Source organism: Mesorhizobium sp. B2-4-18, assembly GCF_006441385.1.
Lineage (GTDB): Bacteria > Pseudomonadota > Alphaproteobacteria > Rhizobiales > Rhizobiaceae > Mesorhizobium > Mesorhizobium australicum.
The window spans coordinates 232,444-256,610 of sequence record NZ_VFUW01000005.1 but is presented as its reverse complement, the minus strand read 5'-3'; the positions used below and the strand labels follow the sequence as shown (position 1 = coordinate 256,610).

Sequence of the window (24,167 nt, the reverse complement as noted above, 5' to 3'; positions counted from 1 at the left end):
TATGTCTTATAGGCGTGGGGATTGGAGTCAAGGGATTGGGGGAGTGCCGATGACAAAGAATTTCGCTGTGGCCGTCGCGCAGTACACGGAACTGGTCTCGATCAGCGACGGCATCGCGACGGTCGAAATTGCTCCCGCCGCTGGTGGAGCGCTGGCGTCGTATCAATGGTGGCGGGATGGTTCGGCCGTGGATTGGCTGCGTGCGGCTCACCCAGCGGCGATCGGCCGTGGCGATGCCGGCGCCATGGCCTGCTTTCCGCTCGTGCCCTATTCCAACCGCATAAGGAATGGCCGCTTTGAATTCGCGGGGCGCCCCATTCAATTGCCGACGGCCCCGGACGATCCACATCATGAGCACGGCCATGGCTGGCGTCACCCGTGGGCCGTCGTGAGCCATGAAGCGAGCATGATCGTCCTGGGCTATCGCCACGCCGCCGATTCCTGGCCATGGAGCTACGAAGCCGAGCAAGTGATCTCGCTGGCCGAAGGCAGGCTTTGCATGACCATTACCATGCGCAACCTGTCGGACGCGCCGATGCCGGTTGGCCTCGGTCTCCATCCTTACTTCCCGTCGACACCGTGGACGCATGTCCAGGCACGGGTATCAGGCATGTGGGAAACCGATGCGGAGGTGCTGCCCATCCGGCATGTCCCGCCGCCCGTGGGGGCCGACCCGTCGATCGGCTTTGACGTATCGGAAGTGGACTTCGACACGGTCTTCACCGGATGGGCGCGCCGCGCCCGGATTACCTGGCCCGAACACGGACGGCAGCTGGACATCGAGGCAGAGGCGCCGCTCGACTTCCTCGCCCTCTACACGCCGCCGGGCGAACCGTTCTTTTGCGCCGAGCCGGTCAGCAACATTACCGATGCTTTCAACCGGAGGGGCGACAAGGACATCGACACCGGCTGCATTGTGCTGGCCCCTGGCCAGAAACAATCCGCAAGCGTCCGCTTCATACCGTCGCTGGCTGTTTGATCTTCGCCGCGGCTTGCTCGACGCGAGGCCAGGTCAGAACGGATAGTGCTGGCCCGGTCCTCGGCCGTCACCCAGCGCAAATCGGTGAATTCGCCGACCGAGGCCTTGCCGCCGGAGCAACCATAGCCGGAGCCCTTGACGCCGCCGCTGACGCGCATCGCGATCTGGCGTTGCGCCGCACCACGTGGGCCCTGGTGCCACAGCCATGAAAGTCGGGATCAGCCGGTTGCGCTGGCATAGATGTCGAGAACGTCCGTCACGCCTGCGATGAGGAGTTCCCTGGCCTTTGGCGCGACGGATCCGCTCGCTACCGCGCTGTCGAGGCGGCCGAGATACTGGCTGATCAGGGGTGAGGGGATGTCGCGCTCGCCCAGCGCCTGCATCAGCGCGTTCACGGACTGCCGCGCCGCCGGCGCAGGCCAGTAGTAGCGGATACGGTCGCTGTAGGAAAAATGCCGCTCGATCCGCTGCTCGGCCTCGGAGCCGTGATAGTAATTCTTCCAATTGCCGGGCGCCGCCAGCATGACGCGCTCCATGGCCGCCGGCAGGCTTTCCCGCGATGGATCGGGAACCAGAATGTCGGCGATGTGGCTCAGGCCGTAGAGGGCTTCGCGCAGCGCGAAGGTCATCCAGGGCCCGACCTTGAGTATGGCAAAACCATCGTCGACCAGCGCGCTCAACGCCGCAGCGGGCTGGTAGTCGGTCGAGTGGGCCTCGAAGACGAATTGCGGCAGGTCTCGCAGCGTGCCGGCAAGCGCCCGGGCGCGTTCCGGCCGGTAGGTGATGACCTCGGCATTGCCGAATTCGACGCCCGGCTGCACGACGACGCCGATCGCCCGCGAGAAAGCCTGGTCGAGGCCGCGCCGGCTAAAGGCATCGTGGTGGATGCGAACCGTCTCACCCGCGGCCTCCGGTGTCGTCACCGCCAGATGGTCCATGGCCTCCTGTGCGCCGCCCGGCACCGGCACTTCCGTGCCGATGACGTAGACAGGCCTGGTGCCGCCTGTTCGTTCAACCGCGGCCTCCGCCACCTCGGCCAACTCGGCGGCGCGCGCGGCGATGGTGGCGTCGGGCGGTGCCGCGCCTTCGCCGGCGCAGCCCATGCTGGCGTCCAGGTGGATCTTGGTGAAGCCGGCCTCGGCATAGGCATCCACCATGCGTGCGGCTTTTTCCATCGCCGCGGGCGCCGGCAGGTGCTTCCAAGGATTGGGGCCCAGATGATCGCCGCCGAGCACCAGCCTGTCCAGGGGAAAGCCGGCCTTGCCGGCGATCGTCTCGACGAAGCGGCGGAAATCGCGCGGTGTCATGCCGGTGTAGCCGCCCTCGTGGTTGACCTGGTTGCAGGTGGCCTCGATCAGCACATCGGCGCCGCGCGCCTTGCCGTGGCGCAGCGCCGCTTCGACGACCAGCGGATGGGCCGAGCAGATCGAGGCGATGCCACAGCGTTCGCCGGCCGCACGGCGCGTGGCGATGCTAGCCAGTCGATCGGTCGCCTGGCTCATGCCGGTGCTCCGGTCCGGGCGGTCTCGATGAACGCCTCGACGGTGGCGAGCGAGGCGATGCCTTCCATTGGTCCCTTCTTCGTCACCGCCAGCGCGCCGCAGCCATTGGCTATTCGCAGCGCCCTTTCCGGTGCCTCTCCACGCAGCCAGAAGGAGACGAAGGCCGCGGCAAAGCAGTCTCCGGCGCCGGTCGGATCGATTTCCTCGACGACGAAGCCGGGTGAAGCCGTGCGCCCCGACTGATCGTAGTGGACGGCGCCCTGCGCGCCCTTCTTGACGACGATAGTGGAGATGCCGCGGTCCAGCATTTCGCGTACCGCGCTTTCCTCGTCGTTTGCCTCGGCGAAGGTGAAGAGTTCCGGCCCGCTCGGCAGGAACACGTCGGTCTTTGACAACACGAAGTGCAAGGCGTCGCGCATCCCTGGTAGATCGAGCATCTCCTTGCGGATGTTGGGGTCGAAAGAGACCGTGCCGCCGCGCATCTTGACGGCTTCGATCCCGTTGCGGGCAATTTCGATCACCTCGGGCGAGAACAGCGATGTCCCCATGACGTGAAAATGGTCGGCGCCGGCCAGCAGCGCGCGCGCTTCCGCGCCCATCTCGATCAGGCCGGCGGCACTCTGCTTGATGTTGTAGACGAAGTGCCGGCTGCCATCGCTCTCATAGGTGACGAAGGCGGTTCCGGTCGCGGCACCGTGATGGACGGTAATGGCCGAGATGTCGGCGCCGTCGGCACGCAGGCGCTCGATGTTCAAATGGCCGAAATCGTCGTCGCCCACTGCCGCGATCAGCCCCGCCGGCTGGCCGAGCCGCGCCGCCTGATCGACGAAGATGGCGGGAGCGCCCGAGGGAAACGGACCGACCAGCGGGCCGGGGGCGCGAAAACTCTGGCCGATCCGCTCGGCCATGATCTCGACCAGGATCTCGCCGGCACAAACCAGTTTCTTCATGTCCTCACCATCTGCCGGACGGACGGGCTCCGCTTGGCCAGAAATTCCTTTATCCGTGCATGTTCAAAACCTAAGTTGTCGTTTTCGGAGCGTCAATAAATAATTTGACGTGCGCAATGCTTCTGCGTTGTACTGGAAACCGTGGAAATTTGACTGAATAAGTTGGCTCAAGCAATGCTGCCTCACCGCGACGATCGCAAGACTGATTCTCGCCAGAGCGTTAAGGCTGGCATCGAGGATAAGGGGCCTGAAATATAGATGGCGGAAAAGACCCACCGGACGATGAATGATTTCGCCAGGGCGTCCGGCGTTTCGCGGCCGACCCTGTCGAAGTATTTCGACGATCCGGCCAGCGTGAAGCCGGCGACCCGGGCGCGCATCGAGGCGGCGCTTAGTTCGTCCGACTATCAGCCGAATGTTTTTGCCCGCAACCTCAACCGCAAGCGCACCCGCAATGTCGGCATCGTCGTACCGGCGATCACCGATCCGTTCTACGCCGAGATGGTCAGCCGCATCGAACGGCGCTGTCGCGACGAAGGGTTTTGGCCGATCGTCATCTCCTCGCACGGTTCGCCGAAACTGGAGGCGGAATCGGTCAGGACGCTGATGTCGCTGAAGGTCGCGGGTGCTATCGTCGCGCCCTTGGGCTTGGTCTCCGAACCCGGCGTCTTCGAACGGATGAGCGAGGACATCCCGATCGTCTATTTCGACACCTATATCGAAGGCGACACGCCATTCGTCGGCAATGACAACCACCAGAGCACCTCGACCATCGTCGATTATCTCTGCCGGTCCGGCGAACCGCCTGTCTATGTCGACATCCCGCACGTCAACCACAATTCGGGCGAACGCCTGCAGAGCTATATCGACGCGATGCAGGCCGCGGGCCTGGAGCCCACCGTTCTCAAGGCGGCGGGCGACTATAGCTGGGACTTCGAGCGCATCGGCCATGAATGGATGGACAGGACGCTCGAGAAAGGCGGCCTGCCGGCCCGCACGCTGCTCTGCGCCAATGACCGTCTCGCCTTCGGTGTGATGGCGGCCGCCTTTTCGCGCGGGCTGAAGATCGGCCGCCGCGCCGATTGCGATTTTCGCGTCGCCGCCCACGATGATCATCCGTTGAGCCGCTACACCTGTCCCGCGCTGACCACCATGGCACAGGACTTCGCCGCCATGGCCGGCCGCAGCGTCGAGATCCTGCTGGCGTTGCTGGACGAGGCCGATCCGTCCGGCCATGATCTGGCGCGCAACGTCAAGCTTGGCGCCACCCTGGTGATGCGTCAGTCGGCCTGAGTGATCGGCTCCGGCGTTTGTAGGCGGAGCCAGGCCGCCGCCTCGCTTACCGTTTGCCGCGCGGCCAGGATGTGGCGGCCCATCGAGACGAAGCCGTGGATCTGACCCGGCCAGTGTCGCAACGCCAGCGGCACTCCGTCGGCGCGCAGGCGCTCGGCATAGGCCGTGCCTTCGTCGGCAAGGATGTCGTGGCCGGCGATCACGACGAAGGCCGACGGTGCGCCGGCGAGGCTGGAGGCCAGCAGCGGCGATACGCGCCAGTCCGCGATATCATCGGGCGTTCGCACATAGTGGTCGCGGAACCAGGCCATGGTGGCGGCGGTGAGTCCGAAGCCTTCGCCGAAACGCCGGTAGCTGTCCGCCGTCTGGCGGGCATCGGTGTTGGGATAGATCAGGATCTGGGCGGCGAGCGGCGGCGCCAGCCTGTCGCGGGCGAGCAATGCCAGCACGGCGGCAAGGTTGCCGCCGGCACTGTCGCCAGCGACGGCAATACGGGTAGGGTCGATGCCGAGTTCTCCAGCGGCCATGAAGCGCAGCGCTGCCGCGCAATCCTCGAGCCCGGCGGGAAACTTGTGCTCCGGCGCCAGCCGGTAATCGGGACAGACGACGACGGCGTTGCCGAGATTGGCCAGCCAGCGGCAGATATCGTCATGCGAGGAGAGATTGCCGATCACCCAGCCGCCACCATGCAGATAGAGCACGGCGCGCGCCCCCGTCCGCGGCGCGCCGATACCGCGATGGATGCGGATCGTCACCGGGCCGTTCGGCCCGTCGATCTGCTGCTGCTCGGTTGCCGCGACCGGCTCGTGCTCGCCCTGCAGCGTCGGGAACGAAGCGTTGTACGTGGCCCGCGCCGCCGCGACGCTGTCATTCTCGAAGGGTTCGCCGCCGGCGGCACGGCCGATTTCCAAGGCACGCAGCGCATCTGGGTCGAGCGTCATCGTCATCTCCGTCAAAGCAATTCCAGGAAAAGTGTGCAGCGGTTTTCCGTCCGGATTGCGTGAAAACAAGGAACGCTTAGGCGAGCAGGCCGCGCGCTTCGTCTTCGCCAAGCAGGGCCGGCTGGACGACGTCACCTGCTATGGCGACCGAACTCCCCGTCTCGCCCGAATGCAGGATCGCTTCCATGATCTCCAGCACATGCAGCGCCAGATTGCCGGAAGCGCGGGGCGTCGCGCCTGTCTGCAGCGAATGCACCAGGTCGGCGACGCCGAGCATGCGGTAGTTGGCGCGGTCGGGCGCCGCGTAAGGCCAGTTGCGGGCGCCGTAGAGTTCGCCTTCGCTGGCGAAATCCTTCCAGTCGGCGCCGCGTTCCGACAGCGACACCGTGCCGCCGAACGTATCCGGGTCGGGCAGCCGCAGCGAGCCTTCCGTGCCGTGCAGTTCGATCGGATGATTGGAATGCCTGAAGACATCCCATGAAGCGCCGAAAGTGACGGTCGCGCCGGAGCGGAATTCGAGCAGCGACAGCACATTGGTCGGCGTGCCGACCTTGAATGTGGTGTTCTTGAATGGCCCTTCGGCCGATATCAGCCGTTCCTCCTGGCCGCGTGTCGCCATCGCCATGACGCGCGCGACCGGGCCGAGCAGGTTGACCAGCATCGTCAGGTAGTATGGACCCATGTCGAACACCGGGCCGCCGCCCGGCTCGTAGTAGAATTGCGGATTGGGATGCCAGTGTTCCATGCCGCGCCCCATCATGAAGGCGGTGCCGGTGACAGGGCGGCCGATGGCGCCCTCATCCATCAGGCGGCGCGCTTTGCGTCCGGCTGCGCCAAGGAAGGTGTCTGGAGCCGAGCCGAGCAGCAGGCCGCGTTTGGCCGCCTCCGCCACCAGGCGGCGGCCGTCGCCGGCCGAGGTTGCGAGCGGTTTTTCGGTGAAGACATGCTTTCCCGCCGAAAGGGCGGAGAATGAAATATCGAAATGCGCCGCCGGAATGGTCAGGTTGAGGACGAGGTCGATCTCGGGATCGGCCAGCAGCGCATCGACGCCAAGGGGCCGAATACCGTATTCCTTGGCTCGCAGCGCCGCCATCTCGGCTGAAATATCGGCGCAGGCGCGCAATTCGATGCCGCCGAAAAGCGCGGCATTGCGCAGGTACGTCATCGAGATGTTGCCGCATCCGATGACACCGATGCCGAGTTTGGCTTGTGAGTTTGCCTGCATTTTCTGTCGTACCTCCCAATGCGATCACGTCTGCCCGATCGTCGCGACGGTGCCGGATCGGGCTCGAAATGGCTATACAACGTTTTAAATATTGACGCGCGTAAATTTTTTATAGAACATGCGGAAATGCTGGCGCGGTGTCGGGAGGCTGCTGGCCCTGGAGGAGAAAATGACGGACATGAAAACCGGCCGATCGCGGGCGCCAAAGCCCGTGGGTCGTCCGCGCGTCGGATATTTCGAGGGCGGCCAGGGACCGCGACGGGTTCAGGCATAGATCACCATGGCCCCCATCCTATCAAGCTGGCTGCGTATTGGACCGGGCAGGCCATCGTCCGTGATCACAGCGAAAAGGCCTTGGAGGTCCCGCTGACGCCCTTGCTCGAATCCGCATGACCCAGGCTCGGTCAAGTAGGATGTCCCTCCCAAGGAGACTGACGGAGCAGGGTCCGTGTGTTGCAATGGATGATTGGACCCTGTCTGCTGGCGGGCGATATCGCCGCGCCTCCGCCGTCGTCACCGTTCCGCTGATTGCACTCGTGCCGTTCTTCCATCATCGAAGGGCTGACGCAGGGCGGCATCAAGGAATGGGCGGGATCAAGGAATGAAAGGATGAACGTGAAAGACCTCAAAGTCGGCTGCCAGACCTTCACCTGGGAAATGCTGGGAGACCGGTTCACCGGCGGCCCCGACGATCTGTTGAAGGCGATCGCCGATGGTGGCTATGCCGGCATCGAGATCACCGACACCATGATCGGCCACTATGCCGGCAAACCCACCGAGTTCGCCGCCGCGCTGAAGTCGTCCGGTCTGGCGCTCATTTCCTTCGCCTTCGGCTCCAGGAGCGGCTTCACGCTCAAGAACGGGATCGGCACCGATCTCGAAACCGCCAGGCGCTGGATCGATTTCGTGGCAAACTTTCCCGATGCGCTCGTGTCGATGGGCTCGGCCACCGTCGTCTCCGACGGGCCACGCCACGACAAATTCGCTGTCGCGGCCGAGGTTTACAACAAGGCCGGCGAACTCGGCCGCAAGGCGGGTGTCCAGGTGGCGGTGCATCCGAGTTCGCACCACAACACGCTGCTGTTCGACCGCGCCGATTACGACGCGATTTTTGCCTTGCTCGACCCCGATCTGGTCGGCTGGGTGCCGGATACCGGTCACATCCTGCGCGGCCACAGGGACATGGCCGACACGCTCACCACCTACCGCGACCGCATCCGCTACATCCACCTCAAGGACGTCGATGCCGACGGCACCTGGGCGATGCTGGGCCAAGGCGTATGCGACACGCCTAAAGTCATCGAGATCGCCGGTACCGCGCCGAACTTCAACGGCTGGCTGGTGCTGGAAGAAGAATCCGACACCGCCGCCGCCGATCCGGCCGGCGCGGTCAAGACCAACCGCCGGACGATGCGCGGCTACGGGGCCTGAGACGATGATCAAGAAACAGGACAGACGCCTCAGGGTCGGTGTGCTCGGCTGCGGCCCGATCGCCCAGTTCGCGCATCTGGAATCCTGCGTCAAGGCCAGCAATGCCGACCTCTACGCCATCTGCGATGCGGCACCCGATTTGCTCGCCCGCATGGGCGCCACCTATGAACCAAAGAAGATGTATGCCGACTATGACGCCATGCTCGCAGATCCCGAGCTCGAAGCAGTCATCGTCGCCACGTCGGATGCCTATCACGTGCCAATGTCGATCAAGGCGCTCGATGCCGGCAAGCATGTTCTCTGCGAAAAGCCGATCGGTACCTCGGTCGAGGAAGGCGAGGCCTTGGCAGAGGCGGTCAAGCGCTCCGGCAAGGTGCTGCAGGTCGGCCACATGAAGCGCTTCGATCCGGCGCTGGAGGCCGCCCGCGACTTCGTTCGCGACGAGATGGGCGAGGTGCTGGCACTGAAGGCCTGGTATTGCGATTCCACCCACCGCTACACCAACACCGACGCCGTGCAGCCGCTGCCAGTCACCAGCAAGCTCGCAAAAAAGCCCGGCGGAAATCCCAAGGCTGATCTCAGGCGATATTTCATGCTGGCGCACGGATCGCATCTGGTTGACACCGCCCGCTTCCTCTGTGGCGACATCGTTGCCGTGCGCGCCCGCCTCAACGAGCGCTTCGGCGCCTATTGCTGGTTCGTCGAAACCGAATTCGCCAGCGGCGCGCTCGGCCATCTCGACCTCACCGTCGCCGTGCGCATGGACTGGCACGAAGGGTTTCAGCTCTATGGCGAGAACGGTTCCGTCATCGCCAAAACCTTCAATCCTTGGTATTTCCGCGCCAGCGAGGTCGACATCTTCCATGAGAAGGACGCGACCTCGCGAAAACCGCTTGGTGCCGACGGCCACTTCTTCCGTCGCCAGCTCGAGGGCCTTGCCGACACCGTGCTCACCGGCGCGCCGATGCGCGGCGCCAATGTCGGGGACGGCATTGCGTCGATCCGCGCCATGGTGGCAATTGCGCGCTCTGTGGAGACTGGCGAGCGGATCGAGCTTGCCTCGGTTTCGGGTGCGGTCTGATGCGCCTCGGCATCTTCGCCAAGACATTTGCGGGCACCGACCCGGCCACCGTGCTGGCTGCCGTGAAGCAGGCCGGCTACGAGACGACGCAGTTCAATCTCGCCTGCGCCGGCCTGCCGTCGATGCCGGATGCCGTGCCGGCGAATGCCGTCGCCGCCATTGGTGCCGCCGCGCGATCGTCAGGCGTTTCGCTGGCCGCGTTGTCGGGCACCTACAACATGGCGCATCCCGACAAGGCTGCGCGCGACGACGGGCTGAGGCGCCTGGCGGTGGTCATCGACACTGCAGCCAAGCTCGACATCCCACTGGTGACGCTCTGCACCGGCTCGCGCAACGCAGCCGACCAATGGGCATACCATCCCGACAATGCCGATCCGTCGGCCTGGTTCGACATGGCCGTCGAAATGGCGAAGGCACTGGCGCTGGCCGAGGAGGCCGGCGTCGATCTCGGCATTGAGCCCGAGCAGACCAACATCGTCACCTCGGCCATGGATGCGACCCGGCTGATCGCCGAGATGGGTTCGAAGCATCTGAAGATCGTGCTCGACCCCGCCAACCTGTTCGAGCATGCAAAGCCCGATGAAGCGAGAGCCATCGTCGCCGCCGCGATCGATGAGGCCGCTGGCCACATCGCCATGGCGCACGCCAAGGATCGTTTTGCCGACGGCCGCTTCGCCACATCAGGCCAGGGTGTCGTCGACTTCCCGGATTTCGTCGCGCGGCTGAAGGGGGTGGGTTTCGATGGCGCGCTCGTCACCCACGGCTTGTCCGCCGACGAGGCTCCTGGCGTCGCAACCATCCTGCGGGGGCTGCTCTGATGGGTGCCGCGCCGACGATCATGCTGCGCGACGACGCTGCGCTCCACGTCTTCGACACGGGGCAGGGGCTTCCCATCGTCTTCCAGCATGGCCTCGGCGGCGATGCCGCGCAGGTGGCGCTGAACTTTCCCGACAGTCCGTCGCGCCGCCGGCTGACGGTGGAATGCCGCGCGCAGGGCGGCTCAGGTGCCGGCGGCAAGCGTCCGTTTTCGATCGGGATGTTCGCCGACGATGTGCTGGCCGCTGCCGATGCAGCTGGCATCGAGCGCTTCGTTGCCGGTGGCATCTCGATGGGGGCGGCGATCGCGCTGAACCTGGCAAGCCGCCACCCCGACCGTATCCTCGGCCTGGTGCTGGTGCGCCCGGCCTGGACCTTCGACGCGGCCCCGCAAAACATGCGCCCTTACGTCGAAGTGGCGGAACTCATCCGCGACCACCCGCTGGAAGAGGCGCGCGACATCTTCGCGGCTTCGGCAACGGCGGCCCGCTTTCGCAGCGAGGCGCCGGACAATCTCGCCTCGCTGCTCGGTTTCTTCGCCCGCGAAAACGCGGTTGTCTTTGCCGAGGTGATGCAAGCGATCGCCAATGACGGGCCTGGCGTGACGCGGGCGATGGCGACCGGCCTCGCAGTCCCGACGCTCGTCGTCGGCAGCGGCATAGACCTCGTCCATCCCCTGGCGACCGCCCGCGAACTGGCTGAGACCATCCCCGGCGCCGCCTTCACCGAGGTGACGCCGAAAGCCCTCGACAAGGATCGCCACTTCACCGAAATCCGCGCCGCCATCGGCGGCTTTCTCGATAGAAATTTCAACAACCAGGACCAATCATGATCTCGAAACCTTTGTCAGGCCCGGCCGCCATCGCCGCACTGCCGCGCGACCGTCTGATCGCCGAATTCTCATCGTGGTCGGCCAATCTCGCCAATTTCGAGAGCGACTTGCAGCGCATCGAACCCTATGTCGATATGCACCACATCGACGTCGCGGACGGCCATTTCGCGCCGTCCTTCCTGTTCTTCCCCGATCTCGTCGCCCGTATCGCCAAACTGACGGCCAGGCCCGTCCACGTCCATCTGATGGTCGACCAAGCAATCGTCGAGGAACAGACGCGCCAGTTCATCGAGGCCGGCGCCGACATGATCAGCGTCCATGCCGAGAACGGCGAGGCGGGTCTGCGCGCGGTGCGGCTGGCGCATGAACTCGGCGCCGAGGCCGGCGTCGTGCTGAGGCTGGAGACCCCTGTAGAGGCGATGAAGCCTTTCGTCTCCGAAGTGGCGTTCGTCACGCTTCTTGGAACCGCGATCGGCGTCAAGGGCCAGGGCCTGTCGGAGAAGGCCTGTGACAGGCTGGGCGAAGCCCGCGCCATCCTGAGGAACGCTGGTCGTGAGTCGGCCGTGGTGCTCGCCGCCGATGGCGGCATCCGCCACGAAACCGTGCCGCTGCTGCGCGCCGCCGGCGCCGAGACCGTGGTGCTCGGTTCGCTCGCTTTCGGCGACAAGGATCTCGCCGGCCGCATCGGCTGGCTGCATGGTCTGAAGGTCGCGGCCTGATGAGCATTGAAGTCGCCCTCGCGATCGATCTTGGCGGCACCGAGCTTCGTGCCGCCCTGGTCGACCGTGACGGCAAGATCCTGGCCTTCGCGGCTGTGCCGACGCAGGCGCAGGCCGGCCCCGACGTGGTGATCGCCCAGATCGAGGCGCTAGCCGTGACCGTCCATGCCGAAGCGCCGGGGCTGTCGATCCTCGGCGTCGGCGTCGGCGCACCGGGGCCGCTCGATCCGCTGGCCGGCATCGCCGTCGGACCGCCGACGCTGGCGGGCTGGCAGGACGTGCCGCTGGCCGACATCCTCGAGCGGCGGCTCGGCCTGCCGGTGCGGCTGGAGAACGACGCCAATGCGGCAGCGCTCGGCGAATGGCGCTTCGGCGCCGGCCACGGTGCGCGCTCGCTGGTTTTCGTCACCGTCTCGACCGGCATCGGCGGCGGCGTCGTCGCCGACGGACGCATCCTGCACGGCCGTCGCGGCCTTGCCGCCGAGATCGGCCACATGACCATCACCAGCGAAGGCGAGCGCTGCGTGTGCGGCGTCGTCGGCTGCTTCGAGGCCATCGCTTCGGGAACCGCGCTCGGCCGCCGCGCCAATGCCGCAACGTCTCCTTTGGACGGTTCGACGCTGCGCCGCCTCTCGGCCAACGCCGAGGTCATGGGTCGTCACGTGGTCGAGGCCGCGCGGCTGCAGGACGACCTCGCTCTGGCTCTGCTCGAGGAGGAGGCGCGCTGGCTGGGCGTCGGCTTCACCAACCTTTTGCACCTCTATTCGCCCGACGTGCTGGTCGTTGGCGGCGGCATCGCCAATGGCCTCGACCTGATGGCGCCCGTCATCGAGGCGACCATCCGCCAGCGCGCCATGCGCGCCTATCGCGACGTGCCGGTCGTCCAGGCCCAGCTCGGCCGCCACGCCGGGCTGGTCGGCGCGGCGAGCCTCGTCCTGTCCGATGATTTGGGCACGTTGGCGGCTCCCATGCCGGTCGGCCCAAGCACATATCCGGACACGCGGAAGGACTTCAACGGCTGAGCTCAAGCTTGCGCGGCCCTGTCTCGCCGCAAGCCGGTCCGTCGCGCTGCGACCCCTTCGCGGGGGGTGGCAAGGCCGTGCCACCGCTGCGCAAAGCCGTCTGATAGCGATGACACATGACCATGGCCGCAAGCGGCGTGCTTGCGGCCATTATCCGTCGTATGAAACCGTGGATCACTCGGCGGGAACGATGTCCGCCGGCAGGCTGTCGTCGGCGGTCCCAGCCAGCGCTCTCGCCAGCTTGGCCTCGTCGAGTTCGCCTTCCCAGCGCGCCACGACCAGCGTCGCCACCGCATTGCCGACGAAGTTGGTCAGCGCCCGGCATTCCGACATGAAGCGGTCGACGCCGAGGATCAGCGCCATGCCGGCGACCGGCACCGAGGGAACCACCGAAAGCGTGGCGGCCAGGGTGATGAAGCCTGCCCCGGTGATGCCGGCGGCACCCTTGGACGACAGCATCGCCACCAGCAAAAGCAGGATCTGGTCTGATATCGACAGATGGATGTTCGTCGCTTGGGCAATGAACAGGGCGGCAAGCGTCATGTAGATGTTGGTGCCGTCGAGATTGAAGGAATAGCCGGTCGGGATGACCAGTCCGACCACCGAGCGCTTGGCGCCGGCCTTCTCCATCTTCTCCATCAGCGAGGGCAGGGCCGCTTCCGACGACGAGGTGCCGAGCACCAGCAGCAGCTCTTCCTTGATGTAGCGGATCAGCGACAGGATCGAGAAGCCGTTGTAGCGGCAGACGGCACCGAGCACGACGAACACGAACAGGAACGAGGTCGCGTAGAAGGTTCCGACCAGCATGGCGAGGTTGATGACCGAGCCGATGCCGTATTTGCCGATGGTGAAGGCCATCGCACCGAACGCGCCGATCGGGGCTGCCTTCATCAGCACGCTGACCAGCTTGAACATCGGCGCCATCAGCGCTTGCAGGAAATTGAGCACCGGCGTGCCCTTGTCGCCGACCAGCGCCAGCGCGATGCCGAACAGCACCGAGAAGAACAGCACCTGCAGGATGTCGCCGTCTGCGAAGGCGCCGACGATCGTCGTCGGGATGATGTTCATCAGGAAGCCGGTAACCGACTGGTCATGTGCCTTGGCGGCGTAAGTGTTGACCGTCGAGGCGTCGAGCGTCGCCGGGTCGATGTTGAAGCCGGCGCCCGGTTGCACGACATTGGCCACGATCAGGCCGATGATCAGCGCCAGTGTCGAGAAGGTGAGGAAGTACAGCATCGCCTTGCCGGCGACGCGTCCGACCTTTTGCAGGTCGCTCATGCCGGCGATGCCGGTTGCCACCGTCAGGAAGATGACCGGAGCGATGATCATCTTGACCAGCTTGATGAAGGCGTCGCCCAATGGCTTCATGCTCTCGCCGATCGACGGATAATAGTGGCCGAGCAGGATGCCCACGGTGATCGCCACCAGCACCTGCACGTAGAGCTGGGCATAGAGGGGCTTGCGCTGCGCGGCGGGCGCGGCGGATTGGTCTGCGATATGCATCGAACTCTCCCTGGCCGGATGGACGGACCCCGCCCTGCGTGACTTCTCCCATCGCGGCGTTCCGGTCGCCCGCCGCTGCAAGGACTTTTGCAAGCGCTGTGCCAGATGCCGGATAGACCGGAATCCCTGGATTCAGCCGTTTCTGCCTTGCCTTTGACAGAGGGTTGTGCGGATTTCCGCACAAGCCTTGTTTGCCAGGGCGGAATTTCGCATTAGACTGGGGCAAAGCCGGGGAGCAAAGGGAGAGGGCCGACGCCACAACAGCGCATCGATAGCGGATCCCCGGGGTTTACCGGCCGCGACCTGCTGCGCGAAGCGGTAGCGCGCCTGCGCGGCCGTTGGCTGTTTGCGGCAATAGCGCTGGCTGTGCTTGCCGGCGCGGTTGCAACCGCCGGGCGCATCGCCGAGGGTCAGGCCGCCGATGACCTGCGCGACGGGGCATTGGCCGCCTTGCCGCTGGCGGCCGGAACCCTGACCGGCGAAATCGAAAAGCAACGTCTCGTGCCGCTGGTGCTGGCGCGCGACGATGCGGTGCGTGATGCGCTGCGCCGCGCCGGGAAAGTCGAGGAAACAGCGCTCGACGCCAAGCTGAAGGCCATAGCCGGCGATGCGTCGGCGTCCGCCATCTATGTCATCGACACGGCGGGCATGGCGATATCGGCCAGCAATGCCGGCCAGCCGGACAGCTTTGTCGGTATCGATTATAATTTTCGCCACTATTTCACCGATGCGATGGCCAAGGGCGCGGCCAGCCAGTATGGCCTCGGCACGATCAGCGGCAAGCCGGGACTCTACCTTGCCGGCCGTGTCGACGACGGTGGCAAACCGCTTGGCGTCGCGGTTCTGAAGGTCGAACTCGGCGGTGTCGAAGCCAATTGGCGGGCGAGCGGCTTTCTCGTTTTCGTCACCGACGAGCGCGGCGTCGTTCTGGCCACCAGCCAGCCCGACTGGCGGTTCCATGCGCTGGCGCCGCTCTCCGCCGCGGATGCCGCCGCAGCGCATGACCAGCTTCAACTGGTCGACGCCGCCTTCGAGCCGCTGCCGATACGGCGTGGCGCCGGTGACGGCCTGGCGACGATCGAAGAAGCCGGAAAATCGCGCCGGTTCGTCGAGGTGGTGCAGGACTTGCCCGGTGCCGTCCCCGGCTGGCGCCTGTGGCTGCTGACGCCCGCCGATGCCGCCTTGACCGCCGCCGCCAACACGGCGCGCCTGACGACACTGCTCGGGCTGCTGCTGATGGGGCTGCTTGCCTATGTGTTCACCCGGCGCCGGCGCACACGCCGGCTGCGGCAGGAGGCGCTGGCGCGCATGAATGCCGAACTCGAAAGCCGGGTCAGTTGCCGGACCGCCGAACTGACGCGATCGAACACGGCCCTTGCCGGCGAAATCGCCGAGCGCGAAAACGCCGAGGCCAAGGTCCGCCGGCTGCGCGACGATCTTGCCCAGGCCAACCGGCTCTCCATCCTCGGCCAGATCGCCGCCGGTGTGGCGCATGAGATCAATCAGCCGGTCGCCGCCATCCGCACCTATGCCGAGAATGCCCGCCGCTTTCTCGAGGCCGGCAAGACCGAACCGGCAAGCGGCAACCTGACCTCGATCGTCTCGATGACCGAGCGCATCGGCGCGATCACCAGCACGCTGCGCACCTTTGCGCGACGGCCTGGCGTCGCTGCCTCGCCCTTGCCGGTACGCGAGGCGATCGAGGGCGCGCTGTCGCTGCTGTCCGGCCGCATCCGCGATTCCGGCGTCACCATCGTCAAGCCGGGCGGCACCGCATCGCCATTGGTGATGGCAAGCCGCATCCGGCTGGAGCAGATCCTCGTGAACCTGTTGCAGAACGCGCTGGACGCCATGAAGGACCGGCCTGATCCCCGCATTGAGATCGACCTCGCCGAACGCGGCGACCGCGTGCTGATTTCGGTGCGCGACAATGGCCCCGGCCTCGATCAGGACGCCGCCGCCAATCTGTTCATGCCGTTCCAGACCACCAAGGAGAAGGGGCTTGGCCTCGGCCTGGTGATCTCGCAGGAGATCGCCCAGGAATTGGGCGGCACGCTGCGGCTCGACCCCGGCACCGCCAGCGGCGCATCCTTCACCATCGACTTGAGGCGGATCGAATGACGCAGGGATCAGGGCTGGTCGCGCTCGTCGACGACGATGCGGATCTGCTGCATGCCACCACGCAACTGCTCGAACTTGCCGGCTTCACGGTGATCGGGCTCGACGCTGCCGAGGCAGCGCTTGGTGTCGTCGACAGGGACTTCGAGGGTGTGGTCGTCAGCGACATCCGCATGCCCGGCATGAATGGGCTGCAACTCTTCGACCGCGTCAAGGCTGTTGATCCCGACTTGCCGGTGATCCTGGTCACCGGGCATGGCGATGTCGATCTTGCGGTCGCCGCGCTCAAGGATGGGGTCTATGATTTCATCCCGAAACCCTATGCGGGGGAGCGTCTGGTGGAGGCGCTGAAACGTGCATCGGAGAAGCGGCGGCTGGTGATGGAAAACCGGCGGCTCCGCGAAGCCGCCGCACTTGCCGCGGACGGCATGCCGTTGATCGGCGAGGCGCCGGCCATAAGGCGGTTGCGCGAGACCTTGCGCCAGATCGCCGACATGGACGTCGACGTGCTGGTGGAAGGCGAGACCGGAACCGGCAAGGAAGTGGTGGCCGACCTCCTGCACCGGTGGGGCCGGCGGCGTGCAAAGCCGTTCGTGGCACTGAACTGCGGCGCTCTGCCCGAGACCGTCATCGAAAGCGAGCTGTTCGGGCACGAGGCCGGCGCGTTTACCGGGGCGCAGCGACGGCGGATCGGCAGCATAGAGCATTCCAGCGGCGGCACGCTGTTCCTCGACGAGATCGAATCCATGCCGCCGGCCCTGCAGGTCAAGCTGTTGCGGGTGCTGGAGACGCGCAGCCTCACCCCGCTCGGCTCGAACGAAACAAGGCGCCTCGATCTCCGGGTCGTCGCGGCGACCAAGGTCGATCTCAGCCGGCAGGACCAGCGCGGCGATTTTCGCGAGGATCTCTATTTCCGCCTCAACGTGGTGACGCTGCGCATTCCGCCGCTGCGCGAGCGGCGCGGCGATATCGAGATGCTGTTCGGCCACTTCCTTGGCAAGGCGGCGAAACGGTTTGGCCGGCCTGTCGCCAAGGTGAACGCCGCCGTGAGCCATCATCTCCAGTCGCACGACTGGCCGGGCAATGTGCGCGAACTCGCCCATTTCGCCGATCGCGTCGCGCTCGGTCTTGGTCCCGATGACGAAACCAGGTTCTCGCCCGCACGATTGCCAGCGCCCGCCGCCGCACTGCCGGAGCGGGTCGGGCATTACGAGGCGCAGCTCATCCGCGACGCGCTGCGCGACCATGGCGGCGACGTGCGCGGCGCCATCGACGCGCTCGGCGTGCCGCGCAAGACGTTCTACGACAAGCTCAAGCGCTATGGCATCACCGCATCTGATTTCCGTCCCTCTTGATCTTTCCAAGCGAGTATCGCGAAAGCCATGAACACGACACTTGAAACGACCGCCGATCCCCTGCCGGAAGAACTCGCCTTTCTCAGTGAACGGCTGACGGCGTTCAACGACGGCGATGTCGGCGCGTCCGAAAAGAAGGCGCTGGCGGTGTTCGTGCGCGACGAGATCGGGGCGATCGTCGCCGGCATTTCAGGCTACACCGCCTGGGGCTGGCTCTATGTGCAGTGGCTGTGGGTCGACGAAAGGCTGCGCGGCCAGCACATGGCAGGCCGGATGCTCGACGCGGCCGAACGCGAAGCCGTGGCGCGCGGCTGCCAAAACGCCTGGATCGACACATTCAATCCCAACGCCGCCAAGGTCTATCAGAGGCAAGGCTACCAGCCTTTCGGGACGCTGGCCGATTTCCCGGTCGGCCGCAGCCGCATCTTCCTGCGGAAGAAACTGGTCGACTGATCAGCCAGCCAGCTTTCCGCCGCGCATCGGCCGCGGCGCGCCCGTCGTGCTCGGGAAACTGATCGGCAGGCCGCGCAGCACGCGAACCGCGAGGAAGGCAAAACACTCCGCCTCCACCGCGTCGCCGCTCCAGCCGAGGCTTTCGGCCAGTACGACCTCGACCCCGGCGCGGCTGGCGAGCATCGCCATCATTGTCGGGTTGTGGCGACCTCCACCGCTGACCACCAGCTTCTTCGGCCGGCTGGGCAGAAGGTCGAGCGCCTTGCCGACAGCGGACGCGGTGAAGGCGGTGAGCAGGGCCGCGCCATCCTCGGCGCTCAGGCTGTCGGCCATGGCCGCGCCGAAATCGAAACGGTCGAGTGATTTCGGATAGGCCTTGGTCAGATAGGGATGCTGCAACAGCTTGGCGAGCCGGGCTTCGTCCACCTTTCCCGCGCCGCCAAGCGCGCCGTCGCGGTCCATTTCGCCGAGCCCCTTCGATTTGATGAAGTCATTGAGCGGCGCGTTGGCGGGGCCGGTGTCGAAGGCGATGACATTGTCGGCGCCGTCCCACCAGGTGATGTTGGCGACGCCGCCGAGATTGAGCACCGCCACCTCGCCACTGGCGCCGGCGCCGCGCATCAGCGCGGTGTGATAGGCAGCGGCCAAAGGCGCGCCTTGTCCGCCGGCGCGCATGTCGGCCGAGCGGAAATCGTAGGCGACCTTGGTGCCGAGGATGGCATGCATGAGCTCGCCGTCGCCGAGCTGCCGGGTCTGGCCGAGCCGTCCGACCTGCGGCGCGCGATGCAGCACGGTCTGGCCGTGAAAGCCGACGACCCCGATCTCGGCCATCGTCATGCCGTAACCTTCCACGAGTTCCTTCACCGCCGCCGACTGCGCGCGCGTCAGCGCCTCTTCGGCCTTGCGAAAAATCGCAGGTTCCGGCCCGGTGAAATTCCAGGCCCGCGCCGCCGCCAGCGTCTCTTCCAGCAGCGACCGGATCGACGCGGGATAGGGCATCAGCCGGTAAGTGCCGAAATCGTCTATCCGCTCGCCATCGGTCTTGATCAGGGCGACATCGATGTTGCCGTCAAGCACCGTGCCGGTCATCAGGCCGACGGCCCAGATTGGTTCCATCATTGAGCTCCATTGATGAGGTCGCCGACCGCTTGCCGAAGCTGAACGATGCCGCTGTCGAAATGACGTGTCGGATGGATCCGGTTGGTAAGCAAGGTCCACGCCTTGCCCTTGTCGAAGTCGATCCACAATCCTGTGCCGGTGAAGCCGGTGTGGCCGATCGTTCCCGGACCGCACAGCGCACCGCCGGACCAGCCTTGGTAAGGGCGCTCCCAGCCATGGGTGCGGGTGGCCGACAGGGGCTCGCGCATCAGCGCGATCAACCGTTCGGATGCGCCGGTTCCGTCCAGCAATCCCCAGGCGAAATCGAGCACCGAAGCGGCCGTGCCGAACAGACCGGCATGGCCGGCGCCCTGCAGCGCCGAGCAATTGTCGTCGTGGACCTCGCCGGACAGCACGCGATGGCGCCAGGTGCAGTCCTCGGTCGCCGCGGCGGCATCGGGTTCCGCGAACCAGGCAAAGCCCGGGCCGGGTTCCACGGCGCGGATGCTCTTGCCCGACAGCCGCTCCATCGCAAAGCCGAGTAGGATGAAGTTGATGTCGGAATAGACAGGGTCGCGCGCCCGCCATTCGCGCTGCAGGACGAAGGCGCGCAGCAGTTCGGGGTCGCGCCCATAGGTGTAGATCGGCTCGACGGCCGGGAAGGGCGTCTGGTGGCCCAGGCACTGGCGAAAAGTCACCTTCCGCTCCCATGCGTTCGCGTCATACTGGCGAAGGTCGGGAAGCAGGGAAATCAGCGACGCGTCGAGATCGATGATGCCGTCCTGCGCCAGCGCCAGGATACGCGGCGTGGTAAAGATCACCTTGGTCAGCGACGCTAGGTCGAACCAGGTCTCAACAGTCATCGGCCTGACCTTAGGCACAAGCTGCGCGGAGCCGATCGCTCTGGTGATGCGCTCGCCATTTCCACCGACGAGGCCGAGCACGCCGCCGGGAATGCGCTTGGCCGCCACTGCCGCTGCGAGCGGTTGGAACGCGCGATCGAAGAGCTGGGCAAGGGGGCTCAATGCCGGCCACCGCACGTGGGCATGTCGTCAAACGGAAAAGTCGGCGATCCTTCGCACCCCCCTCTGTCCTGCCGGACATCTCCCCCGCAAGGGGGGAGATTGGCCGTAATAGCGGCTTTCGCCAATCGCCGACGTCGCAGGAAGGGGCGGGATGCCGAAGCTGCTAATCTCCCCCCTTGCGGGGGAGATGGCCGGCAGGCCAGAGGGGGGTGCTGTCCCGCCGACCTTGCATATCCCAGTGCACCGTCCATCACACCTCCACCCTCGCCATGTGATCCCCGCCAAACCGCTCCCATTTCGCCGGCGCCGGCTCGAACCCTGGCGGGCGCACCAGCGAGGGCACCTGGCGCGTGTCGATCTCGAAATGCTCGCGCCGACGGTCGACGGCCGGAACGGCTGATATGAGCTTCTTCGTATAGGAATGTCTCGGCTTCGACAGCACGGATTGAGCGTCGCCGATCTCGACGATCTGGCCGGCATAGATGACCGCGATGCGGTGCGCGATCCGCTCGACCACCGCCATGTCATGCGAGATGAACAGATAGGCCAGCCCAAACTCACGCTGCAGGTCGACCAGCAGCTCCAGCACCTTGGCCTGCACCGACACATCGAGCGCCGACACTGCTTCATCGAGGACCACGACGGACGGGTTGAGCATCAGCGCGCGGGCGATGCACAGCCTTTGCCGCTGGCCACCGGAGAACTCATGCGGATAGCGCTCGAGGCTGTTCTTGGGCAGGCCGACGCGTTCCAGCAGGCGCGCCATTCTGGCCCGCGTTTCGGCATCCACCCGGCCGCCGGTGGCGATCACGGGTTCCGCCAGAATGCTCTCGATCGTCAGCCTTGGATTGAGAGAGGCATAAGGGTTCTGGAACACCATCTGCATGGGCTTGGCGCTGCGCCTCGGCGAGGCCACTTGGGCGCCGACCGAGAAGCTGCCGCGCGCCGGCCGCACAAGCCCCAGCACCGCCTTGGCGGCAGTGGATTTGCCCGAACCGCTCTCGCCGACGATGGCCAGCGTCTCGCCGTGCATCAGGTCGAAATCGACGCCGTCGACGGCATGCACCGCGCCGGTGGCGCGGCTGAAGAAACTGCTCTTGAGGGGAAACCGAACCACGAGGCCATCGACCTTCAAGGCCGGTTCGGCGCTCGCGCCGTTGTCGCGTTGCCCATCCGAGCGCGTCGCGCGACCGCTGGCGAAATGCGGCACGGCGTGCAGCAGATGCTGGGTGTAGGGATGCTGGGGGCTGTCGAGGATCCGGTTGAGCTCACCCTGTTCGACGGCCTGCCCGTTCTGCATCACCATCACCTTGTCGGCGATGCCGGCAACCAGGCCGATATCGTGGGTGATGAAGATGACGGACATGCCGCTTTCGCGCTTCAGCTCGGCAAGCAGCGCCATGATCTGTGCCTGCACGGTAACGTCGAGCGCCGTCGTCGGCTCGTCGGCGATCAGCAGGCGCGGGTTGCAGGCCAGTGCAATGGCGATCATCACCCGCTGCAGCATGCCGCCGGACAGCTGGTTGGGCGTGTATTTCAGCCGCCTTGCGGCATCGGGAATGCGCACGCGGTCGAGTGCGTCCCTGGCTGCCGCAGTAGCCTGCCGGCCGGTCAGGCCGCGATGCAGGCGGAACGATTCCTCGATCTGGGTGCCGATGGTCAGCACCGGGTTGAGCGAGGTCATCGGTTCCTGAAAAATCATGCCGATCTCGGCGCCGCGAATGCCGGTCAGTTGCGGTTCGGTCGCGGTCGTCAACTCGAAGATGGTCCCATTGGCCCGCTTGAGCTTCATCGAGCCGCCAGTGATGCGGCCGCCACCGAAATCGACGAGCCGGTTGATCGACAGCGCCGTCACCGACTTGCCCGAGCCGCTTTCGCCGACAATGGCCAGCGTCTCGCCATCGGCGATATCGAAACTGACGCCGCGCACCACCTCATTGGCCCGGGGGGCGCGGCCGAAGCCGACGCGCAGGTCCGAGACTGACAAGAGCGGGGTCATGCGAACGCGCTCCGCATCCTCGGGTCGAGTATGTCGCGCAAGGCGTCGCCCAGAAGGTTGAAGCCGAGAATGCTGATCATGATCGCCAGGCCCGGGAAGATCATCAGCCAGGGTGCCGTCTCCATCAGGTTGCGGCTGTCGCTCAGCATCAGTCCGAGCGACGCGGCCGGCGGCTGCGTGCCGAGGCCGAGAAAGCTCAGGCCGGCTTCGGTCAGCAGCGCCCAGGCCAGCGCCAGCGTCACCTGCACGGTCAGCGGCGCCACCAGGTTGAGGAGCAGGTGGCGCGTGACGATGTAGCTTGAGCTGCTGCCGAAGGTGCGCGCGGCATCGACGAATTCGCGTGTCTTGAGCGACAGCGCGGGGCCGCGCACCACACGGGTGAAGATCGGCGTGTAGACGATGCCGATGGCGACCACGCTGGTCCAGGTGCCGGGTCCGGCGACGGTGACGATGAGCAGCGCCAGGAGGATCGCCGGGAAGGCCAGCAGCACGTCCATGATCCGCATCACGACGCCGTCCCAGCGGCGCCCGAGCCAGGCGGCGGCCAACCCCAGGATCGTTCCGGCAAGCGCCGCGAAGGCCACCGAGAAGAAGGCGACCGTAAAGGATTGGCCGATGCCCGCCATCAAGCGGCTGGCGACGTCGCGGCCGAACAGATCGGTGCCCATCCAGTAGGCGGCGCTGGGCGCATGCAGCCGGTCGATACGGTACTGCGTGATCGGATTGTGCGGCGTCAGCCCGAGCAGGCCGAGGATGGCAAGCAGCAGATAGACGCTCACGATGACGCCGCCGATGCGGCCGCTGCCATGGCCGAAGATGGCACGCAGGATGCGCATCACTGTTCCCCCAGCCGGATGCGCGGATCGAGCGCGACATAGGCGAGGTCGACCAGGAGATTGACGATCATGAAGTTGAAGGCGATGAACAGCACGCTGCCCTGCACCAGCGCGTAATCGCGCTGCAGGATGGCGTCGAGCACCATGCGTCCGAGACCGGGCAGGGCGTAGATCTGCTCGACGATGACGGCGCCGCCCAGGAGGTAGCCGAATTCTATGCCGCTCAGCGTCACCACCGGGATCAGTGCATTGGGCAAAGCGTGCCGCCAGATGACGCTGCGCGCCGAAGCGCCCTTGCTGCGTGCAGTGCGCACGTAATCGTCGCTCAACACGTCGAGCATTGCCGATCGCGCAATGCGGGTGACCGACGCCGCGAAGGCAAAGCCCAGCGTGATGGCGGGCAGGGTCAACTGGCTGAGATTGCGCAAGGGATTCTGCCAGAGCGGCACGAATTCGCCCATCGCCGGCAGCACGCCGAAGCCCGCCGACAGCGTGTAGATGATCAACAAGCCAAGCACGAAGCTCGGCGTCGACTGGCCGATCATGGCGACGACGCGCACACCGAGGTCCGACGGCTTCTCGCTGTGGGTGGCGGCATAGATGCCAGCCGGCATGCCGACCAGGAGCGCGATGATCATAGAGAGGAGCGCCAGCTCCAAGGTCAGCGGAAAGCGCTCGAGGATGACGTCGAGAACCGGCCTGCCATAGGTGACGGATATGCCGAAATTGCCGTGCAGGATGCCGCCGATCCAGCGCCAGTACTGGACGAACCAGGGCTGGTCGATGCCGAAATAGGCGGCGAGCGCATCGCGCTGCGCCGGCGTCAGCAGGCCGGCCTCGGTTCCCAGCATCGCCGTGATCGAATCGCCAGGCACCATCCGGATCGCGACGAAGACCAGGATGGACACGCCAAGCAGGACGAGAGGAAACGTCGCCAGCCGTCGCAGGAGATAGTTCACGCCAGGAAGACCTCTCGTCCCGTTGCCGAA

General features: G+C 65.8%; 21 protein-coding genes. 11 read left to right on the top strand and 10 right to left on the bottom strand.

The genetic code is table 11. The features are described from left to right. The first annotated feature begins 67 nt into the window (after positions 1–67). Complete coding sequence (locus FJ527_RS14510) at positions 68–979, top strand: aldose 1-epimerase (protein WP_246677716.1); 912 nt, start codon at positions 68–70, stop codon at positions 977–979. Between the two features lie 218 nt (positions 980–1,197). Here FJ527_RS14510 and FJ527_RS14505 read toward each other — a convergent pair whose 3' ends face one another. Then, complete coding sequence (locus FJ527_RS14505) at positions 1,198–2,481, bottom strand: D-tagatose-bisphosphate aldolase, class II, non-catalytic subunit (protein WP_140823427.1); 1,284 nt, start codon at positions 2,479–2,481, stop codon at positions 1,198–1,200. After that, entirely contained in the window at positions 2,478–3,431 is a 954-nt protein-coding gene (locus FJ527_RS14500) for a sugar kinase (RefSeq protein ID WP_140823426.1), read from the bottom strand. Before FJ527_RS14500 ends, FJ527_RS14505 begins: the two co-directional genes overlap by 4 nt. A gap of 258 nt (positions 3,432–3,689) precedes the next feature. Here FJ527_RS14500 and FJ527_RS14495 point away from each other — a divergent pair, with 258 nt between their 5' ends. Beyond that, complete coding sequence (locus FJ527_RS14495; protein ID WP_140823425.1) at positions 3,690–4,724, top strand: LacI family DNA-binding transcriptional regulator; 1,035 nt, start codon at positions 3,690–3,692, stop codon at positions 4,722–4,724. On the opposite strand, the gene FJ527_RS14490 is transcribed toward FJ527_RS14495, so the two are convergent. Further along, positions 4,712–5,665 (bottom strand): alpha/beta hydrolase, encoded by a 954-nt coding sequence (locus tag FJ527_RS14490; protein ID WP_015319004.1) that lies wholly within the window; start codon positions 5,663–5,665, stop codon positions 4,712–4,714. The genes FJ527_RS14495 and FJ527_RS14490 overlap by 13 nt on opposite strands. Positions 5,666–5,741: 76 nt before the next feature. Beyond that, complete coding sequence (locus FJ527_RS14485; protein ID WP_140823424.1) at positions 5,742–6,890, bottom strand: Gfo/Idh/MocA family oxidoreductase; 1,149 nt, start codon at positions 6,888–6,890, stop codon at positions 5,742–5,744. A gap of 609 nt (positions 6,891–7,499) precedes the next feature. Here FJ527_RS14485 and FJ527_RS14475 point away from each other — a divergent pair. The 6 genes from FJ527_RS14475 to FJ527_RS14450 are packed head-to-tail and all read left to right on the top strand — an operon-like array spanning position 7,500 to position 12,791. Further along, positions 7,500–8,321 carry a sugar phosphate isomerase/epimerase gene (locus tag FJ527_RS14475; RefSeq protein ID WP_015318995.1) on the top strand — a complete coding sequence of 274 codons (822 nt, stop codon included), beginning with the start codon at positions 7,500–7,502 and terminating at the stop codon, positions 8,319–8,321. Between the two features lie 4 nt (positions 8,322–8,325). After that, positions 8,326–9,402 carry a Gfo/Idh/MocA family oxidoreductase gene (locus FJ527_RS14470; protein ID WP_140823423.1) on the top strand — a complete coding sequence of 359 codons (1,077 nt, stop codon included), beginning with the start codon at positions 8,326–8,328 and terminating at the stop codon, positions 9,400–9,402. Then, complete coding sequence (locus tag FJ527_RS14465; protein ID WP_140823422.1) at positions 9,402–10,220, top strand: sugar phosphate isomerase/epimerase; 819 nt, start codon at positions 9,402–9,404, stop codon at positions 10,218–10,220. The genes FJ527_RS14470 and FJ527_RS14465 overlap by 1 nt, the downstream gene beginning before the upstream one ends. After that, positions 10,220–11,050, top strand: a complete 831-nt coding sequence (locus FJ527_RS14460) for an alpha/beta hydrolase (protein ID WP_140823421.1) — start codon at positions 10,220–10,222, stop codon at positions 11,048–11,050. Before FJ527_RS14465 ends, FJ527_RS14460 begins: the two co-directional genes overlap by 1 nt. Further along, positions 11,047–11,769, top strand: coding sequence for a ribulose-phosphate 3-epimerase (locus FJ527_RS14455; protein ID WP_140823420.1), 723 nt, complete (start codon positions 11,047–11,049; stop codon positions 11,767–11,769). The genes FJ527_RS14460 and FJ527_RS14455 overlap by 4 nt, the downstream gene beginning before the upstream one ends. Continuing rightward, positions 11,769–12,791: an ROK family protein gene (locus FJ527_RS14450; RefSeq protein WP_140823419.1), complete on the top strand. Its 1,023-nt coding sequence runs from the start codon at positions 11,769–11,771 to the stop codon at positions 12,789–12,791. Before FJ527_RS14455 ends, FJ527_RS14450 begins: the two co-directional genes overlap by 1 nt. Positions 12,792–12,965: 174 nt before the next feature. Here the strand turns inward: FJ527_RS14450 and FJ527_RS14445 are convergent, their stop codons facing one another. Next, positions 12,966–14,294: a dicarboxylate/amino acid:cation symporter gene (locus tag FJ527_RS14445; protein WP_140823418.1), complete on the bottom strand. Its 1,329-nt coding sequence runs from the start codon at positions 14,292–14,294 to the stop codon at positions 12,966–12,968. Positions 14,295–14,654: 360 nt separating this feature from the next. Between FJ527_RS14445 and FJ527_RS14440 the strand changes: the two genes are divergently transcribed. From FJ527_RS14440 to FJ527_RS14430, 3 genes are read left to right on the top strand one after another with little or no spacing between them, the layout of a single operon-like run. Further along, positions 14,655–16,415 carry a sensor histidine kinase gene (locus tag FJ527_RS14440; RefSeq protein WP_246677726.1) on the top strand — a complete coding sequence of 587 codons (1,761 nt, stop codon included), beginning with the start codon at positions 14,655–14,657 and terminating at the stop codon, positions 16,413–16,415. Next, complete coding sequence (locus FJ527_RS14435; protein ID WP_140823416.1) at positions 16,412–17,767, top strand: sigma-54 dependent transcriptional regulator; 1,356 nt, start codon at positions 16,412–16,414, stop codon at positions 17,765–17,767. The genes FJ527_RS14440 and FJ527_RS14435 overlap by 4 nt, the downstream gene beginning before the upstream one ends. A 27-nt stretch (positions 17,768–17,794) precedes the next feature. Then, positions 17,795–18,220 (top strand): GNAT family N-acetyltransferase, encoded by a 426-nt coding sequence (locus FJ527_RS14430; protein WP_015318986.1) that lies wholly within the window; start codon positions 17,795–17,797, stop codon positions 18,218–18,220. Here the strand turns inward: FJ527_RS14430 and FJ527_RS14425 are convergent, their stop codons facing one another. The 5 genes from FJ527_RS14425 to FJ527_RS14400 all read right to left on the bottom strand — a co-directional run bounded on the left by FJ527_RS14425 (position 18,221) and on the right by FJ527_RS14400 (position 24,137). After that, positions 18,221–19,336: an anhydro-N-acetylmuramic acid kinase gene (locus FJ527_RS14425; protein ID WP_140724551.1), complete on the bottom strand. Its 1,116-nt coding sequence runs from the start codon at positions 19,334–19,336 to the stop codon at positions 18,221–18,223. It abuts the gene before it with no gap. Beyond that, entirely contained in the window at positions 19,336–20,343 is a 1,008-nt protein-coding gene (locus FJ527_RS14420) for a serine hydrolase (protein WP_140823415.1), read from the bottom strand. The genes FJ527_RS14425 and FJ527_RS14420 overlap by 1 nt, the downstream gene beginning before the upstream one ends. A gap of 250 nt (positions 20,344–20,593) precedes the next feature. Beyond that, positions 20,594–22,342, bottom strand: coding sequence for an ABC transporter ATP-binding protein (locus tag FJ527_RS14410; protein ID WP_140823414.1), 1,749 nt, complete (start codon positions 22,340–22,342; stop codon positions 20,594–20,596). Next, on the bottom strand, positions 22,339–23,178 hold the full coding sequence (locus tag FJ527_RS14405) for an ABC transporter permease (protein ID WP_140823413.1): 840 nt from the start codon (positions 23,176–23,178) through the stop codon (positions 22,339–22,341). The genes FJ527_RS14410 and FJ527_RS14405 overlap by 4 nt, the downstream gene beginning before the upstream one ends. Beyond that, entirely contained in the window at positions 23,178–24,137 is a 960-nt protein-coding gene (locus tag FJ527_RS14400; RefSeq protein ID WP_140823412.1) for an ABC transporter permease, read from the bottom strand. Before FJ527_RS14400 ends, FJ527_RS14405 begins: the two co-directional genes overlap by 1 nt. Between the last annotated feature and the right edge of the window lie 30 nt (positions 24,138–24,167).

What these genes read in the sequence shown, in the direction of transcription:
- FJ527_RS14505 (WP_140823427.1), bottom strand. Translation starts at nt 2,481, where the DNA reads ATGAGCCAGGCGACCGATCGACTGGCTAGCATCGCCACGCGCCGTGCG.
- FJ527_RS14500 (WP_140823426.1), bottom strand. Translation starts at nt 3,431, where the DNA reads ATGAAGAAACTGGTTTGTGCCGGCGAGATCCTGGTCGAGATCATGGCC.
- FJ527_RS14495 (WP_140823425.1), top strand. Translation starts at nt 3,690, where the DNA reads ATGGCGGAAAAGACCCACCGGACGATGAATGATTTCGCCAGGGCGTCC.
- FJ527_RS14490 (WP_015319004.1), bottom strand. Translation starts at nt 5,665, where the DNA reads ATGACGCTCGACCCAGATGCGCTGCGTGCCTTGGAAATCGGCCGTGCC.
- FJ527_RS14485 (WP_140823424.1), bottom strand. Translation starts at nt 6,890, where the DNA reads ATGCAGGCAAACTCACAAGCCAAACTCGGCATCGGTGTCATCGGATGC.
- FJ527_RS14475 (WP_015318995.1), top strand. Translation starts at nt 7,500, where the DNA reads ATGAACGTGAAAGACCTCAAAGTCGGCTGCCAGACCTTCACCTGGGAA.
- FJ527_RS14470 (WP_140823423.1), top strand. Translation starts at nt 8,326, where the DNA reads ATGATCAAGAAACAGGACAGACGCCTCAGGGTCGGTGTGCTCGGCTGC.
- FJ527_RS14465 (WP_140823422.1), top strand. Translation starts at nt 9,402, where the DNA reads ATGCGCCTCGGCATCTTCGCCAAGACATTTGCGGGCACCGACCCGGCC.
- FJ527_RS14460 (WP_140823421.1), top strand. Translation starts at nt 10,220, where the DNA reads ATGGGTGCCGCGCCGACGATCATGCTGCGCGACGACGCTGCGCTCCAC.
- FJ527_RS14455 (WP_140823420.1), top strand. Translation starts at nt 11,047, where the DNA reads ATGATCTCGAAACCTTTGTCAGGCCCGGCCGCCATCGCCGCACTGCCG.
- FJ527_RS14450 (WP_140823419.1), top strand. Translation starts at nt 11,769, where the DNA reads ATGAGCATTGAAGTCGCCCTCGCGATCGATCTTGGCGGCACCGAGCTT.
- FJ527_RS14445 (WP_140823418.1), bottom strand. Translation starts at nt 14,294, where the DNA reads ATGCATATCGCAGACCAATCCGCCGCGCCCGCCGCGCAGCGCAAGCCC.
- FJ527_RS14435 (WP_140823416.1), top strand. Translation starts at nt 16,412, where the DNA reads ATGACGCAGGGATCAGGGCTGGTCGCGCTCGTCGACGACGATGCGGAT.
- FJ527_RS14430 (WP_015318986.1), top strand. Translation starts at nt 17,795, where the DNA reads ATGAACACGACACTTGAAACGACCGCCGATCCCCTGCCGGAAGAACTC.
- FJ527_RS14425 (WP_140724551.1), bottom strand. Translation starts at nt 19,336, where the DNA reads ATGGAACCAATCTGGGCCGTCGGCCTGATGACCGGCACGGTGCTTGAC.
- FJ527_RS14410 (WP_140823414.1), bottom strand. Translation starts at nt 22,342, where the DNA reads ATGACCCCGCTCTTGTCAGTCTCGGACCTGCGCGTCGGCTTCGGCCGC.
- FJ527_RS14405 (WP_140823413.1), bottom strand. Translation starts at nt 23,178, where the DNA reads ATGCGCATCCTGCGTGCCATCTTCGGCCATGGCAGCGGCCGCATCGGC.